Below are 14607 nucleotides of genomic sequence, written 5' to 3' on the forward strand. Positions count from 1 at the left end.
CAACCGTTCCTGGGGCTGGTCGGCTACAGCCCGTAGGTGAAGTTCCCGCGGCCCGTGTGCTGGGGATCGGGTGCGGTCGTCCCGCACAGCGGTCCGCCCTCGGTCCCCACGTTCACGAGGCCGGTCGCCTCACCGCCGAGGCCGACGAAGCGCAGCGCGTGCCAGCGCGGCAGCCAGTACACGCGCCCGCGGTGGTCCGTGAGCAACTCCCGCAGATCGGCGGGAGCGTGCATCCACACCTCGGGCAGGCCGCCGGGGTGTTCGAAGGCCGCGCGAAGGACCAGCCAGCCGTCGTCGCGGACATCGCCCGCGGTCAGCAGGAGTTCCACGGCCTGGCCGGGTTCCTGTACGCACTTCTTGGCGTGGATCCAGTGCACGTGGTGGCCGGGCGCGTAGCGCGCGCAGGCGTCGTGGTGAATGAGGTGGGGAAGCATGGCTGTTGTCGCCTTCCGGGGTCCTGGACCCCGGGGGCCCGTCCCCGGTGGTCCGCTGTTCCCCGCACGGTGCCGCGCGGAGCGGGTCGTCACCCGGAGCACCCGCAGCGGAGCGGGGTGCCGTCCAGCGAGCCGGGGCTTTCCACTGGAACTCATGACCCGTCAAAAGCGTAACAGGAGCCGGGAGGACGTCGGGGCCGCCGGACCACCCCCCGCGTACGGGCGCGATGCCTCCCGCCCGTACGCGTCCCCGCCCTCGCGCATGCCCTCCTGATCCGACCCGCCTCAGCCGTGCAGCAGGACGGGGAAGGCCTCCATGTCGTTCTGCGTCATCACCGGCAGCTTGCGGATCTCGTCGTCCGGTATCGCGAGCTTGAGCGCGGGGAAGCGTGCGAAAAGGGCGGGGAGTGCGATGCCGGCCTCCACCCGTGACAGCGCGGCACCGGGGCAGATGTGGGGGCCGTGACCGAAGGTCATGTGCCGGATCGGTGTCGGACGGGTGATGTCGAAGGAGTCGGCGTCCTCGCCGTGGTGTTCGGCGTCGCGTCCGATGACCCGGTAGGAGATGACGACGCCCTCTCCCGCGGCGATCACCTGGTCGCCGACCTGGATGTCCTCGGTGGCGAAACGCATCAGCAGGTGCGTGGTGGGCGTGTCCCAGCGCAGCGTCTCCTCGACGACCGTCTCCCACGGGATCTCCCCGTCCAGCACCATCCGCAGCTGGTCGGGATGGGCGAGCAGTGCGCGTACGGCGTTGAGGATGAGCCCGATCGTGGTCTCGTGCCCGGCGGCCACCATGGCCTTGAGGTTGCCGACGACCTCCTCCTCGGTGAGGGGCTCGCCGCCCTCGTCGGCCAGGATCAGCGCACTGGTGAGGTCGTCGGTGGCCCGCGCCGTCTTCTCCCGTACGAGATCGGTGTAGAAGACGTCCAGCTCCCGCAGCAGCGCCAGACGCTCCTCCTGCGGGGTGAGCATGGAGAAGAAGGCCTTGTACTGCTTCGTCAGCATCGGGAACTGGTCCTCGTCCACCCCCATCAGCAGCCCGACGACCCGCATCGGCAGCGGCTGGGCGAAGACGGCCTTGAGGTCGACGACCCCGTCCTTGCCCTGCTCGGCGAGGGCGTCGAGGAGCTCCTCGGTGAACTTCTCGATGGCGGGGCGGACCGCCTCGAGCCGGCGCGGGGTGAGCGCCTGGGAGGTCTTCGTCCGCAGCCTCCTGTGCTCGCCGCCGTCGACCGTGAACATGGAGCGACCGGCATCGATCATTCCGATCAGGGGCCACGCGTGGGTGACCTCCCCGCTCCTCCACAGCCCCCAGGCGTCCAGGTCCTTCACCAGCCGCGGGTCGACGAGCAGTTGACGTGCCTCGGCGTGCCGCGTGACGGTCCACGCCGGGACCCCCAGCAGCTCGATGCGCGCGAGCGGCCCCGCCTGGCGCAGCTGCTCGGTCTCACCGTCGAGGTTCTGGACCATGGGGTCGATGACCACGGTCGCGTGAGGGCAGTTCACAGCAGATCTCCTGTCGTACGTACGGGAGCGAAGCGGACGGGGAGCGCGTTCATCCCGCGCAGGAAGGCGGACGGCCGCCGGACGAGGTCCTTCTCGGCGACGGCGAGTTCGAGATCGGGCAGCCGGTCGAGGAGGACCTCGATCCCGGTACGGGCGATGATCTCGGCAATCTCCTGCGCGGGGAAGGGGCAGCGGTACTCACCGTGGCTGAAGGCCAGGTGCGCGCTGTTGCTGCCGTGCCTCGTGGCACCGCCGGACCCCAGGTCCTGGCGTACGAGGGGGTCGGTGTTGGCCGCCCCCAGACCGAGCAGCAGCATGTCCCCGGCGCGGATCGTCCGTCCGCCGAGCTGGGTGTCGCGGACCGCCCAGCGGCCGGCGAGGATCTGGGTCGGGCTCTCCTCCCAGAGGACCTCGTTCATGGCGTCGCCGACGCTGCGCCGACCGCCGACGAGCGAGTCGGCGAACTGGTCCTCGGTGAGCATCAGCCGCAGGGAGTTGCTGATCCAGTCGGCCGTGGTCAGATGGCCGGCGGCGGTGATGGCCATGAGGTCGAGCGCGTACTCCTGATCGGTGAACGGCTCCGGGTTCGCGAGCATCCGGGAGGTGATGTCGTCCCCGGGCGCGTCCCGCTTGACCGCCACGAGCCGCTGCATGTGCTCGGCGAACCGCCCGTACGCCTCCTGCGCGCCGGGCCCCCCGTCGGCCAGGTCCTTCAGGACCCGGGCGATGTCCGCTCCTTCGGCGTCGGGGAAGCCGACGAGCCGGGCGAGGACGAGCAGGGGCAGCGGTTCGGCGAACTCGGCGACGAGGTCGGCCGTGCCCCGGCTGCAGATGTCGTCGATGAGGCGGTCGGCGAGCTGCTCGCAATGCCCCCGGATCTCGAACGGATCGGCGCTCTCGAGCGCGGGCACCACCATCTCGGCATGCCGCCGGTGTTCGGCGCCCGCGGTGAAGTAGATGGACGGCATCGGGCGGCCGACCATGGGGAGCAGCGGCCAGTCCTCGGGAATGTGCTCCCACTGGTTCCATAGCCCGACATCTCTCGGGAACAACTCGCCGTCACTGGTGACCTGGTGGAGCTCGCGGTACCCGACGACCAGCCAGGCCGGGAAGCCGCCGGGGAGCTCGACCGGCACGACGGGCCCGTACTCGTGCCGCATGGTCCGGTAGAGGGCCTGCGGTGCGGTGTGGAACTCCGGGCCGCTGAGCGGTACGGGGGCGGTGGCGGCGTGCGCGGGGCAGCCACCGCCGGATGCGGGCGCGGCGGACGGACGAGGGGTCGTCATCGTACGGACTCCTGGGAGACGGCTTCGCGCGTTGCGGCCATACGATCAACGCGGGACCACTATAAGGAGGTTGAGTGAAGCATCGGGCGCCAATCGCGCCGATTTCCGACCTTTAACGATCACGTCATACCCCGGCCGATTCGCGAATGATCGCAAACGGACAGATCACGCTCCGGGACGCCGGAGGCTGATTGCTGTTGCTGCGGCGCTCGATCACGGGCAATCGACGAGAGCGCTCCCGAGAGCCTCAACGGGCCTTTCCCGAGCCCAGTTTGAGCAGGTCGGGTGCGAGGTGAGAGCGGCGACGAGGGCAGGATTCGAACCTACGTCCACCCGGGATCAGAGCCGGGCGCTCCTCCGCAGAGCTTCCTCGCCGCCACGTCGATCATGGCCGGGGGCGCTGTTCCGGGCAACCGGTTTTACCCGAGGTCCTGGGGCCGTCGGTCACAGCCACTCTCTCGCCGCCGCACGCTTGCCCTTCCCGGAGAACACTCCGGCGGACCGGAGGGCACTGGCCATGAGCGGGTCCCGCACGGCAACGCCGTGGACCAGTTCGGGCGTCCGGCGGAAGGCGACTGCCTCGACCGTGGGCCTGGGGGCCGTCCAGGCGCCGGCGACCGGGTCCATCCGATGCCGCGCGCAGACCTCCTCGACCAGTGAGCGCGGGCATTCCCGCTCTCCCCGGAGCACTTCCCAGGGCAACGGCAGCTCTGCCCAGATGTAGGTGTCGGGGTGCAGCCCGCCGCCGCTCATGCGGTGCCAGTACGCCACATCGGCAGCCATCAGCCGGGGCACCTTGCCGGGGCAGACGCGATCCAGGATCTGGTCCTGGCCCAGCTCGGACAGGATCGCGAACCAGTGGGCCCGGGCCGCGTTCCACGCCTGTGCGGCCTGGTTCCACGTCGATGAGTCGTCGCCTCGGCGCACGATCATCGTGTCGCGCTCCAACGGATGCCGGTTCCAGGCGTCCTCCAGCAGTTCCGCGACCTGGCGCAGGAAGCCGTTCCACCGGACCAGCAGGTGGGTGATGTCCTCGTCGGACACCGCGCCCAGCACCTCCGACGTGGGGTGCACGTGCGCGACCGCAGACCAGCAGGTCCGCTCAGGATGCGCGCGCAGGCGCTGGAACAGTGCGTCGGCGACCTCGTCGTAGACCTGGCGCTGCCGGCCGTTGGTGAACACACTGCGCATGTAGCCCCGTGCCGTGAAGTACGCGATGAAGGCCGCCGTGTCCGGATCCGTGGCGAAGAGGGCGTACGGCAGTGCGTGGGCGAGTGCTCCCTTGCCCGTCATGGTCACCTCGCGGCGGCGTCGCTCGTGGATCAGCCGCGCCAGCTTCGCCTCCGTACGGCGCAGGAGACGGAAGCGCTTGTTGTACTGGCGCTTGGAGACCTCACCGAGACCGGCAGCAGCTCGCTCGGCCCGGTCGAGACGGTCCACGCCGAAGTCGTTCTGTCCGTACGCGCGACCTATGGAGTCGCCTGCACGCCGGATGACTTCCTCGATCCGGTCCGGATCGTCTCCCGCACTGTCCGGAAGCTCCGGCACATCCGCGAACAGGCATGCCACACGGGCGAGCTGTCGTTGCGCGCCGACCGGGCGGGCGAAGTCCTCCCGCATGGAGGTGTAGCCGTGCCAGAGGTTGCGCAACGAATGCTCGGCGGCCTTCGCGAGTGCCGCCTCCGTGGCCGCGTCGGGTTCGGTGCCCTGGGCCGCGTACAGATCCTGGATGAGCCGGGCCACATCCTCCGGGCGCCTGCGCCGTGTGAGCGAGGCATGCAGTTCACGGAGGAGTTCTTCGACTGTGGGCGACGGCATGGGCGTCACCTTGCCATTCCTCGGCCACGTACCCAACTGGATATCCGCAGGCCGCAACCCCGGATCCCCGGACCGGTGACGGGTACCAGCACGCCGTTCGCGCCGTACCGATGGCGCCGACCGGAACTCCACCCTGTGAAAGTCTGCTCATGAATGGTCGGGTTTCCCCATCCGGCCTTGCGGGTGCTGCTTACCCCCGAGTAACAAGATGATCATGAACCTCTTCAGCCGCAGTTCCACCCTCCGACGCACAGCGGCACCGACCGCCCCGGTGGCCTCCACGCCCCCCACAGCTGCGGTGGTGCCGGATCCGGCCCTGGCGGCTCTCACAGGAGAGTGGATGATCGACCCCGCGCACAGCAGGATCGGGTTCTCCGTGCGGCACGCCATGGTGACGACGGTGCGCGGCTCCTTCGCGGAGTACGAGAGCCGCCTCTACTTCGACGGCCGGAACCCGGCTCGTTCCAGGGCCCAGATCGCACTGGCCACCGCGAGCGTCGACACGGGCGTGGAGCAGCGCGACGCCCATCTGATCGGCCGTGACTTCCTGGACGCCGCGAAGCACCCGCGTATCACCTTCACCAGCACCGCCGTGCAGATGACGAGCAAGGAGGTCTACCGCATGACCGGCGACCTCGCCATCAGGGGAATCGCCCGCCCGGTGGTCCTGGACCTCACCTACATCGGCTACGTGACCGACCCGTTCGGGTACGAACGCGTCGGCTTCGACGGCACCACCACCATCAACCGTTCCGACTGGGGCCTGACGTACAACGCGAGGCTGGCCGAGGGCGGCGCCATGGTGAGCGAGAGGCTCCGCCTCCAGTTCGACATCGCCGCTATCCGGGCCACGGGCTGACCCCTGAACGTCGCTCCGGGACCCAAGGCTCCGAATTCGCTTTGGCACCAACGGCGTACACGCCGCCCGCCTGACGTCGACCACCGGCCGAGCCGCACCGAGGAAGCCCCTTGCACGCTTCGACGACGTCTCGATCCGTACCGCCGTTTGCCCGCCTGGCGGCCCCTCGGCCGCGCCACTGGAGTCGGTCAAACGTCCCCGGACACTACCTGCGGCAGCAGGACGCGGAGGTCTGGATCGGCGCGCGCACCGACGACACCGCCTATCGCGCCGTCGCAACGTCGCGACGCGTACCCGGACTCTCCGACCGGTCCCTGGCGTCCTTCGAGTCCTGCCGGCCGGCCGGGAGCCACCGTCCGACCCTGGTGACCTGGTTGGCCCGGCCGAGTCATGTACGGCCGGACCCACCCTTCGGGCCCGTACTTCGGCCGCCCTTGTCACCACATCAGCGCTCGTCACGCACGGCGGATATCCCGTCCGAGGGTGCGTCCACCGCCCCTGAGGCCCATTCCGCAGAGGGGAGTTGTCTGATGAGTCGACGTCTCATCGCCCCTGGAGGGGGTACGGAGGTGAGCATGGCTCTCGTGAAGCGTGTTGCTCTTGCTCCTCGTGCGGTGCGGCAGCTTCGGCGCGTCCGCTCGGTATACGTGGCGGGGATGCTGCTGTCGGCCCTCACCCTGCTCACCTACAACGATGCGGATACAGGCGGCCGGCAGACATTGATCGCGGGCGTCTTCCTCGTGGTGTTCGCCGGGCTCCTCACACTGACCACAGTGCAGCTGTGGCGGCACGGGCGGACCAAGCACTGCAGTACGGTGAAGAGGCTCACCCGGCTCAGCATCTGACCGTGGACGGCAGGCATGACTCCCCCACGCCCAGCTCACCGTCCGCACCCCGTGAGCGCCGTTCCGGGGGCTGCCGACCATGCGCGCGGACGCCTCCCGTAGCGCCCTGAACACGAAGGCCTGCAGGGCGCAGCCCCGTTCCCGCATCGAGCCAGGACGGGACTGTCCGGCCCACCAGGCCAACTGCTGGCAAGGAACGAACCCTCTGATGGCCACTCGGTGCCGCTTCCCTGCTGGCCCGGGCCTCGAACTGGGCGACATATGTGGGGCTTACTAACTTGCCTTTTAACCTCAGGGCCCGGGAGTCTGGGTCGTCAGGGTCGGGCCAGTGGATGGGACATGTCGTGCTGATCGTGTCTGTCAGGTACCCGGCACAGTGTTCGGGCTGCGGCTCGGAGCTGGAGTGCATCGGCGTACAGGCGTTGGTTGGGCAGAGCCTTGAATGGGACATCGGCTACCACTGCTCCGGCTGCGGTGACGCTTTGTACGAGTGCGGGCCAGGAGGAAGCTCCGTACCGGACGCCCTGCGCCGGCGTCTTCTGGCCGAGCACGGCGAGGCACGGCTCATACTCAGTGATCCCCTCGCCAGTCCGGTACACGTGATGAAGGTTCTTCGCGCCGAACTTGCCGGAGATCTGGCTCAGACGAAGAGGACGTTCCAGCAGATCCGGGCTGGCATGTTCGCAGGGACGATGCCCGAGATGGCTCTTCTCGTCGACCGGCTGCGTGCCGCTGGTGTCGAGGCTGAGGTCGAGTGCCAGCAGCGGCCTGATGAGGCCCCAGCTGGTCAGCCTGCGGCTGAACTTGAGGTTCGAACGGTCCGTCGTACTTGATCAGTCGGACTAGTAACTGTCCTACGTACAGACAGCCTTCGGCTGAGCATGTGATCCGACCAAGGAACACACAACGCCCAGCACGAAGGCCATGAGGATGAGTCTGCGACATCATGCCGTCCGGCAGGATCCGTTCGCGGGACTGTCACGCTTCAGAGGTGAGTTCCACTCCTGCCTGACCAGGCGTGCGGACGCGCTGCTCGAACTCGCGGACGCGGTGTTGTGCGCGGACGGGCCGGTCCGGTCGCTCGTGAAACTGTCGCTGGTCGGCGAACACCGACGCGGGCACGGCGGGCTCTATGACGCCCTGTCCGCGGGCCGGATCGATGTGGCCCGACTGCAACGGGCCCTGGCAACGGTGCCTCTGCCGCGGGCGGCGGACGGCCGACTGGTCCTGGCCGCCGACCTCACCTGCTGGCTGCGGCCCAGCGCGCACACCTCACCGCAGCGGATCCTGTGCCACACCTACGGCCGGGGCAAGGACCAGCACATTCCCGTTCCCGGCTGGCCGTACTCGGTGATCTGCGCACTTGAGACGGGCCGCAGTTCCTGGACTGCGCCGCTGGACGCACTACGTCTGGCGCCGGGTGACGACGCTGCCACTGTCACGGCCCGACAGATGCGCGAGCTCGTCGAGCGACTGATCGATGCCGGACAGTGGACGGACGGCGACCGGGAAATCCTGGTCGTGGTGGATGCCGGCTACGACATTCCCCGCTTGGCCTTCCTTCTGAAAGATCTCCCGGTACGGGTACTGGGACGAATGCGCTCGGATCGCGTCCTGCGACGCGCGGTCCCACCCCGCGAGCCCGGCACCCGCGGTCGCCCGCCTCGTCATGGCGGTGAATTCGTCTTCGGCGACCGGGACACCTGGGGCACACCAGACGCGCAAACGGCGACCACAACCCGTCTCTACGGGACGGCCAATGCCAGGGCCTGGGACCGACTTCATCCTGGGCTGACCCATCGTTCGGCCTGGACTTCCCAGGTCGGTGTACTGCCGGTCATCAGCCTGAGGAACTGGTCAAGTGCTTGGCCATCATCGTCCACGGTCGCGGCCTTGTACCGGTCGTCCAGGGATTTGATCTGCGGGGTCCAGAGCTGGACGATGTGTTCATCCAGCAGGAGCCACGCCTCGTGCAGCCAGTTCCGGCAGTACAGGTCGTTGGTGTACTCGTAGATGTCGTCGCCATAGCCACGCTCGATGAAGCTCACCAGGGTGGCCCACGCGTTCACCCTCTCAGCGACTGTGAATGCCGTCCGCCAGCCGCGCTGATGCAACAACACTCCCACCTCGGTTTCAGTAGCCACAGGCGCGAGGCTCTCACGCCGGATCCGTCCGGACGAACGAGATATGTCCAGCCAGGGCTGGCCGGACCCGCAGGATGATCAAGATGAGACGATCTCGCCGTGCCTGGTGTCATCACGGCTTCGGAGCCGTCCTGGATAGCCCCGTTCACCGGGCTGAACCCGCGGCAGTTCGGGAAGCTGGTGACGGCTCTGCGGCGCGAGGGTGCAGATGCGGTCCGCAGGGGCCGACCGTGGAGTCTGCCGCTGGAGGACCGGGCCCTGCTGGTCGCGGCCTACTGGCGCACGAACCTGCCCATGCGCCAGCTGGGCCCACTGTTCGGGGTTCCAAGTCGACGGCAGACCGGATCATCGACCAACAGCGGTCGTGCAGAGGAATGCGGACATCAGCGCCAACGACTGCGGAATCCGACAGGTCAGCCGGCTCCGCGACCTGACACGTCTACCCTGACCACCGCGCCACCGCCGAAGCCCACGGGGGCCCGGGCCTCAGCGACCGCCCAGATCGGCTGCCGGGTCCGCATCGCGCATGCCGGGGAAGGCGTAACCCTCGGCCTCCTCCCACGGGACGTCGAGGTCGTCCAGGCGCACGCGCCACTCCGCCCCCGGGAGGGCACGGCGCAGCTCGGTGACCGAACCCAGCACATGGTCGAGCACCGGCAGCACCCGGTCAGGATCGAGCGGCATCTTGGTGGACCCGGCAACCACCTCGTCCGGTCGGCCGGCATCGCTGTCGTACAGGTACAGACTCTCCTGGTCCTCGTACGGGAAGGACGCCATGTGGGCGGTGACAATGCTCTCGACAGCGGCCGTCTCGGCATCCGTCAGCGGTATCGCCCGGCTCGCGCAGTAGTACAGAGAGACGCTCATGGCCCGAGCGTACTGAGGGGGTACGACAGTCATCGGACACACATCCGTGCACAGCAGTGGACTCACGACCTGCACATCGCACGCCCGGCTTGCCACTGCCTGAGGTTGCTGACGCGCGGCTCAGTAGCGGTTGGCGGCTACGAGGGGGCCGTAGTAGCGGCCCTTGATGGGGCGGAGCGGGTCGCCGATGAATCCGTAACGGGGATGGGACCGGTTGTACTTCGTGGCGTCATCGACGATCGTCCGCAGATTGCGGCCCGGGGTGGAGGTCCCGCATCGGCCCCTCGCGATACACAGGGCCGCTACTCCTGTCACCGCCGGGGCAGCATAGTTCGTGCCCTGCTCGACCACGTACGGGAATCCGGGTGAACCCGTGGTCTCGATACAGACGCCGGGGGCTGCGACGGTGTGCCGGCGGTCCGCCTGCGAACGGGCGAAGTTGCTGAACAACAGCGAGGCCTGGTCGTCCGCGTGGCCGTCCAGTCCAGCGTCGGAGCCGTAGCAGTCCGGGTCCGCGTCGCCACCCGGCCGGCCGTCGAAGTCGGCCATGGCGGTCGCTGTGATCACCTCGTCATACGCTGCTGGGGCCGCCCCTGCGAGGTCGTATCGGAAGTTGCCCGCGGAGGCCACGAGCGTGACACCTGACTTCACCGCGTTGCAGACGGCAACGTGCATGGCGTCTTGATTGGCCGCACCGCAGTTTCCGTCATCGGCCTCCTGGAAGTTGAACTTCGAGAAGCTCATGTTGGCTACCGCGATGTCGTTGGTGGCGTCGTTGTCCGTGCGGGTAGAGGTAACCCAGTCGAGGGCGCACAGAACAGCAGCGTCCGATGCCGGACCGCCGTCGTTCGGGAAAACTTTGACAGCCCATACGGGGGTTCCCGGCGCGACTCCGACGACGCCGATGTTGTTGTCCTTGGCCCCCACCACGCCTGCGCGTGCCGTTCCCTGCCCAACGACATCATTGAGGCTGTCCCCCGGCGCTACAGGGGTGCCGGTGAGGCAGTCCGTTCCTCCCTTGACGTTCAGGTCGGGCTGGTTCCCAGCAATGCCGGAGTCAATGATCGCCACATTGACATCGACCGACCCTCGGCCATCGCCGGAGCGCGTCGACGAACGCTCGGCGTTGATGCGATCTGCCCAGTCGGGCAGGCACTGCCCCTCGCCCTGCAACTCCTTGCACCGCACAGACGCCCGGACCGGCGACGGAGAGGAGCGGTAGGTGTCTTCCCTGGTCACAAAGCGCACCGCGGGATCGTCTCCCAGAGCCGTGGCCTGCGCCGGCGTCATCGTCGCCGTGTACCCCTTCAGAGCGTGCGAGAAAACAGCCTGACGGGCGCCGCCGTACCGCTCCGTGTTCTTGGCCGAGGTGGCCACAGGATCAACCACCGAGTTTTTCAGCACCACCACGTACGTCGGCTCGTGGGAGTCCGCCGCAGTGGAAGCATGCGTGCCTGCGATGCCTGGCACCGCCATGACCAACGTGGCCAGGGCCATCCGGCTGAGACGATTCACAACTACTCCTATCCGGGGCGGAGCCGGGCTCCGTACAGCTTCGAATGCGGCTGCTTGCCACACCCGCCACACCACGGTCATTGCGCTCTTCGTGCAGCGAAATCTCTGACCCGTACCGATGTGCCAAGAGCACCTGGCGCCCGTTGGAGAGTTCCCTGGCCAACACGTCGTGGGGGCCAGGGGCACCTGACGGACTCAGTGGCCATGCCGTCTGCTCGACGAGGGCATCTCGGCCGCCGTCGGTCCGTTGTCATTGAGGCGGGGGCTCGGCCGGGTCCCTGATCGACGTGGAGACCCGCGTTCTAGTAGCGGTCGGCGGCTACGAGGGGGCCGTAGTAGCGGCCCTTGATGGGGCGGAGCGGGTCGCCGAGGAATCCGTAACGGGGATGGGACCGGTTGTACTTCGTGGCGTCATCGACGATCGTCCGCAGATTGCGGCCCGGGGTGGAGGTCCCACATCGGCCCTTCGCGATACACAGGGCGGTAACCCCAGCCACGCCCGGCGAGGCAAAACTCGTGCCGTCGACGAAGGTGTGATGGGAGATGCCGTGAGGATCTGTGGTCTCCACGCAGACGCCGGGGGCGGCCACGGTGTGCCGGCGGTCCGCCGGTGAGCGGGCGAAGTTACTGAATTCCAGCGTGGCCTGATCATCCGCGTTGCCGTAGAAGCCGTAGTCGGTGCCGTAGCAGTCCGAGGCCGCCTTGCCGCCCGGCCGGCCGTCGAAGTCGTCCATGGCGGTAGCGGTGATCACCTCGTCGTACGCCGCAGGTCCTTGCCTGGTCAGGTCGAAGTGTTCATTGCCCGCACCGGCCACAAGGGTGACACCTGCGCGCACCGCGTTGCAGACGGCAACGTGCACGGGATCCTCGTTGACTGTGCCGCAGTTCCCGTCGTCGGCGCCTTGTGGCGTGTCTTCGCTTCCGAAGCTCATGTTGGCTACGGCGATGTCGTTGTGGGGGTCGTCGTCTGTGCGGGTCGAGGTGACCCAGTCGATGGCACACAGAACAGCAGCATCGGAAGCAGGACCGCCATCATCGGGAAAGGGCTTTACGGCCCACAGCGCGGCACCGGGCGCGACTCCCACGATGCCGATGTTGTTGTCCCTGGCTCCCACGACCCCGGCGACCTCCGTGCCGTGCCCGTTGGGATCGTTGAGGCTGGTCCCGGGGATGACGGGGGTCCCGGTGAGGCAGTCCGCGCCTCCCTTGACGTTCAGGTCTGCTTCATTTCCGGCGATGCCGCTGTCGATGACGGCGACGTTGACCTTCACCGAGCCCCGGCCGTCGCCGGAGCGCGTCGACGAACGCTCGGCGTTGATGCGATTCGCCCAGTCGGGCAGACACTGCCCGTCCCCCTGCAACTCCCGGCACCGCACCGGCTTCACCGGCTTCCGGCGTGACGACTGTGAGAGACGGTAGGTGCGCTCCTTACGCACGAACCGTACTGACGGATCGCCGCGGAGGGCTTGGGCCTGTGTCTGCGTCAATGTAGCCGCGTACCCCTTCAGGGCGTGCGAAAAGACTGCTTTACGGGTGCCGCCGTACTTTTTCGTGTGCTTGGCCGAGGCCGCCGCAGGATCAGCCACCGACTCTTTGAGCACCACCACATATGTGCCCTGATCCTTGGGGCCCGCCGCATTGGAGGCGGGCGTGGCCGTGAGGCCGAGCACCACCAAAACTGACGTGGCCAGAGCCGCCGAACGGCTGAGACACTTCACTGTTACTCCTATCCGGGCCGAAGCAGGGCTCCGGATTCATTTCCGGACAGCGGATTCTTGCCACATCTGCCGCACTGCACTCGGCACCTTCACTCCAGCAGCGGCGGATATTGGGCGGATGGGCTCAGACGTGGCGGCCATACGCGCTACCAGCAGGTAGGCAAGCGATCCCCAGGGCGGGACGTGCTATCCGGTCGGAAAGCGTTGGGCAGCCCCGCCCTCAGCCGCGTCGGGAATGTCTGCGGGATTGACCGCGTAGACCAATCAGCGGCTGCTCGCGGTGGAGATGTGCGCGCTGCGACGAGGCGGTACTTGCCCGCCTGGGCTGCCCCTTCGACCCGTTCACCGGCCGCCTCAAGGCACCGGGTGAGCGGATCTTGCGGGACGCTTTCGGCAAGGTGGACGCCGCCGCGCTCACCCGGGCCGGCTTCGCCAGCCTGGCGGCCTGGCGCGCATCCTCCGGCGAGGTGGACGCGCTGCACGCCCAGAAGGACCATGCTCGCTACCTCGTCGAGCAACGCGACGCCCACTACCTGGTCAAGGTCGTCACCGTCGACGGGCTGCTGTTCCCCATGCCCGTCAGGTCGTGCACCCACCGCAAGCGCCGCCGCATCGGCGCCAGGAAGTGGCAGGCCGAGACGGTCTACGGCGTCACCGACCTGGCCGCCGACCAGACCGACGTGGCCGAGATCGCGGCTTGGGCACGCGCCCACACCCAACCCGAAACGGCCCTCGTCCTCCGCGGAACCGTTGATCAAACCTACTCTCGCGGAGCCCTGGGGTCATATCCTCCGAATATGACATCTGGTGAAGTGCATCTACTGAAAAGAACGGGATGAATCTTCGTAAAGGACGAATTGCTGCATCCGCGGCCGCACGCTTCAGCGGTGTGCGGCGGAACTCAATCAGGGTGGTTCTGGCCCTCCCGGGGGCGCATCGTCATCCGTTCGAGGCCGGGACCGTGGCCGATATCGTGCGAAGAGTCGCCGTGCTGGGCGAGGTCATGTCGCCCACGTCGGTTGTGGACACGTGGATCTACGCGTCACAGGCGCACCGTCTGCCGAGTCTTCGGCTGTCGGATGCCGAACGGTGGATCGCGGACTGGGGAGTGCTGCCACGAGCGCCCCTGCTCTCACGGGATGCCGCACCGGGAAACCTGCTCACCCAGCACGCGGAGCGCTATGCACTCTTCGATTCGGAGGACCCGGGCGAGGCGGTCAAGGAGATTGCGCAGAACCTTCCGGAGGGCGACACCCCCACTCTCGTCCTGTTCTTCTTCTGGGGACTCCACTCGGAAGGCCCGGCCTTGGCCGATCAACTCGACGCGGCATCCGGCCAGAATGTGTTCTGGCAGTTCCTCGGTGACCCCGGTCTTGGCACATCTGTGCTCGACCATCTCGATGCTCTGCGGGCAGAGGCTCCACACATCAGGAACGTGAGCCTCTACCGAGGATGGGAATCGATCGAGGAGACTCCCGAGTATCTCTTCTTTCGCGGGGTGCTGAAGCCGTTCACCCATTGGCGAAAGGAGCATGCCATAGGGGAGAGTTGAGTGGACGTCGAGCAGGGCCCTGGTGGCGCGGGCCAGGTCGCGCAGCGCACTCGGGGCGCC

The 14607-nt window shown here is 67.8% G+C and carries 13 protein-coding genes, 1 tRNA gene, 3 pseudogenes and 1 riboswitch; of the genes and pseudogenes, 8 read left to right on the forward strand and 9 right to left on the reverse strand.

Annotation, left to right across the window (positions count from 1 at the left end):
• Positions 1-23: 23 nt before the first annotated feature.
• The 5 genes from ACFW9O_RS30805 to ACFW9O_RS30825 form a co-directional block, all read right to left on the reverse strand.
• Positions 24-434, reverse strand: coding sequence for a hypothetical protein (locus ACFW9O_RS30805; protein WP_351172076.1), 411 nt, complete (start codon positions 432-434; stop codon positions 24-26).
• Between the two features lie 49 nt (positions 435-483).
• A riboswitch (SAM riboswitch) is annotated at positions 484-594 on the reverse strand.
• Between the two features lie 125 nt (positions 595-719).
• On the reverse strand, positions 720-1943 hold the full coding sequence (locus ACFW9O_RS30810; RefSeq protein ID WP_384613860.1) for a cytochrome P450: 1224 nt from the start codon (positions 1941-1943) through the stop codon (positions 720-722).
• On the reverse strand, positions 1940-3229 hold the full coding sequence (locus ACFW9O_RS30815; protein ID WP_384613862.1) for a cytochrome P450: 1290 nt from the start codon (positions 3227-3229) through the stop codon (positions 1940-1942). Before ACFW9O_RS30815 ends, ACFW9O_RS30810 begins: the two co-directional genes overlap by 4 nt.
• A gap of 302 nt (positions 3230-3531) precedes the next feature.
• Positions 3532-3604: transfer RNA gene (locus tag ACFW9O_RS30820), tRNA-Gln, on the reverse strand.
• A 69-nt stretch (positions 3605-3673) separates the two neighbouring features.
• On the reverse strand, positions 3674-5047 hold the full coding sequence (locus ACFW9O_RS30825) for a hypothetical protein (RefSeq protein ID WP_384613864.1): 1374 nt from the start codon (positions 5045-5047) through the stop codon (positions 3674-3676).
• A gap of 214 nt (positions 5048-5261) precedes the next feature.
• Between ACFW9O_RS30825 and ACFW9O_RS30830 the strand changes: the two genes are divergently transcribed.
• The 5 genes and pseudogenes from ACFW9O_RS30830 to ACFW9O_RS30850 all read left to right on the forward strand — a co-directional run.
• Positions 5262-5906, forward strand: coding sequence for a YceI family protein (locus tag ACFW9O_RS30830; protein WP_384613866.1), 645 nt, complete (start codon positions 5262-5264; stop codon positions 5904-5906).
• Between the two features lie 110 nt (positions 5907-6016).
• Positions 6017-6232, forward strand: a pseudogene (locus ACFW9O_RS30835) (AbfB domain-containing protein); the annotation flags it as partial.
• Positions 6233-6481: 249 nt separating this feature from the next.
• Positions 6482-6751 carry a hypothetical protein gene (locus ACFW9O_RS30840; protein ID WP_384614008.1) on the forward strand — a complete coding sequence of 90 codons (270 nt, stop codon included), beginning with the start codon at positions 6482-6484 and terminating at the stop codon, positions 6749-6751.
• A gap of 344 nt (positions 6752-7095) precedes the next feature.
• Positions 7096-7584 carry a hypothetical protein gene (locus ACFW9O_RS30845; protein ID WP_384613868.1) on the forward strand — a complete coding sequence of 163 codons (489 nt, stop codon included), beginning with the start codon at positions 7096-7098 and terminating at the stop codon, positions 7582-7584.
• Positions 7585-7681: 97 nt separating this feature from the next.
• Positions 7682-8593: pseudogene (locus tag ACFW9O_RS30850) on the forward strand (transposase); the annotation flags it as partial.
• Here the strand turns inward: ACFW9O_RS30850 and ACFW9O_RS30855 are convergent.
• A complete protein-coding gene (locus ACFW9O_RS30855) occupies positions 8533-8895 on the reverse strand; it encodes a hypothetical protein (protein WP_384613870.1) in 363 nt (120 codons plus the stop codon). The pseudogene ACFW9O_RS30850 and the gene ACFW9O_RS30855 sit on opposite strands and share 61 nt — an antisense overlap.
• A 99-nt stretch (positions 8896-8994) precedes the next feature.
• Between ACFW9O_RS30855 and ACFW9O_RS30860 the strand changes: the two are divergent.
• Positions 8995-9248: pseudogene (locus tag ACFW9O_RS30860) on the forward strand (transposase family protein); the annotation flags it as partial.
• A 133-nt stretch (positions 9249-9381) separates the two neighbouring features.
• On the opposite strand, the gene ACFW9O_RS30865 reads toward ACFW9O_RS30860, so the two are convergent.
• From ACFW9O_RS30865 to ACFW9O_RS30875, 3 genes are all read right to left on the reverse strand, one after another.
• Complete coding sequence (locus ACFW9O_RS30865) at positions 9382-9762, reverse strand: hypothetical protein (RefSeq protein WP_384613871.1); 381 nt, start codon at positions 9760-9762, stop codon at positions 9382-9384.
• 120 nt (positions 9763-9882) lie between these two features.
• A complete protein-coding gene (locus ACFW9O_RS30870) occupies positions 9883-11277 on the reverse strand; it encodes a S8 family serine peptidase (RefSeq protein ID WP_384613873.1) in 1395 nt (464 codons plus the stop codon).
• Between the two features lie 302 nt (positions 11278-11579).
• Positions 11580-12947, reverse strand: coding sequence for a S8 family serine peptidase (locus tag ACFW9O_RS30875; RefSeq protein ID WP_384613875.1), 1368 nt, complete (start codon positions 12945-12947; stop codon positions 11580-11582).
• Between the two features lie 446 nt (positions 12948-13393).
• Here ACFW9O_RS30875 and ACFW9O_RS30880 point away from each other — a divergent pair, with 446 nt between their 5' ends.
• Positions 13394-13834 carry a hypothetical protein gene (locus ACFW9O_RS30880; RefSeq protein ID WP_384613877.1) on the forward strand — a complete coding sequence of 147 codons (441 nt, stop codon included), beginning with the start codon at positions 13394-13396 and terminating at the stop codon, positions 13832-13834.
• A complete protein-coding gene (locus ACFW9O_RS30885; protein WP_384613878.1) occupies positions 13831-14547 on the forward strand; it encodes a VWA domain-containing protein in 717 nt (238 codons plus the stop codon). Before ACFW9O_RS30880 ends, ACFW9O_RS30885 begins: the two co-directional genes overlap by 4 nt.
• The last annotated feature ends 60 nt before the right edge of the window (positions 14548-14607 follow it).

It is taken from the genome of Streptomyces sp. NPDC059499 (genome assembly GCF_042749285.1).
GTDB lineage: Bacteria > Actinomycetota > Actinomycetes > Streptomycetales > Streptomycetaceae > Streptomyces.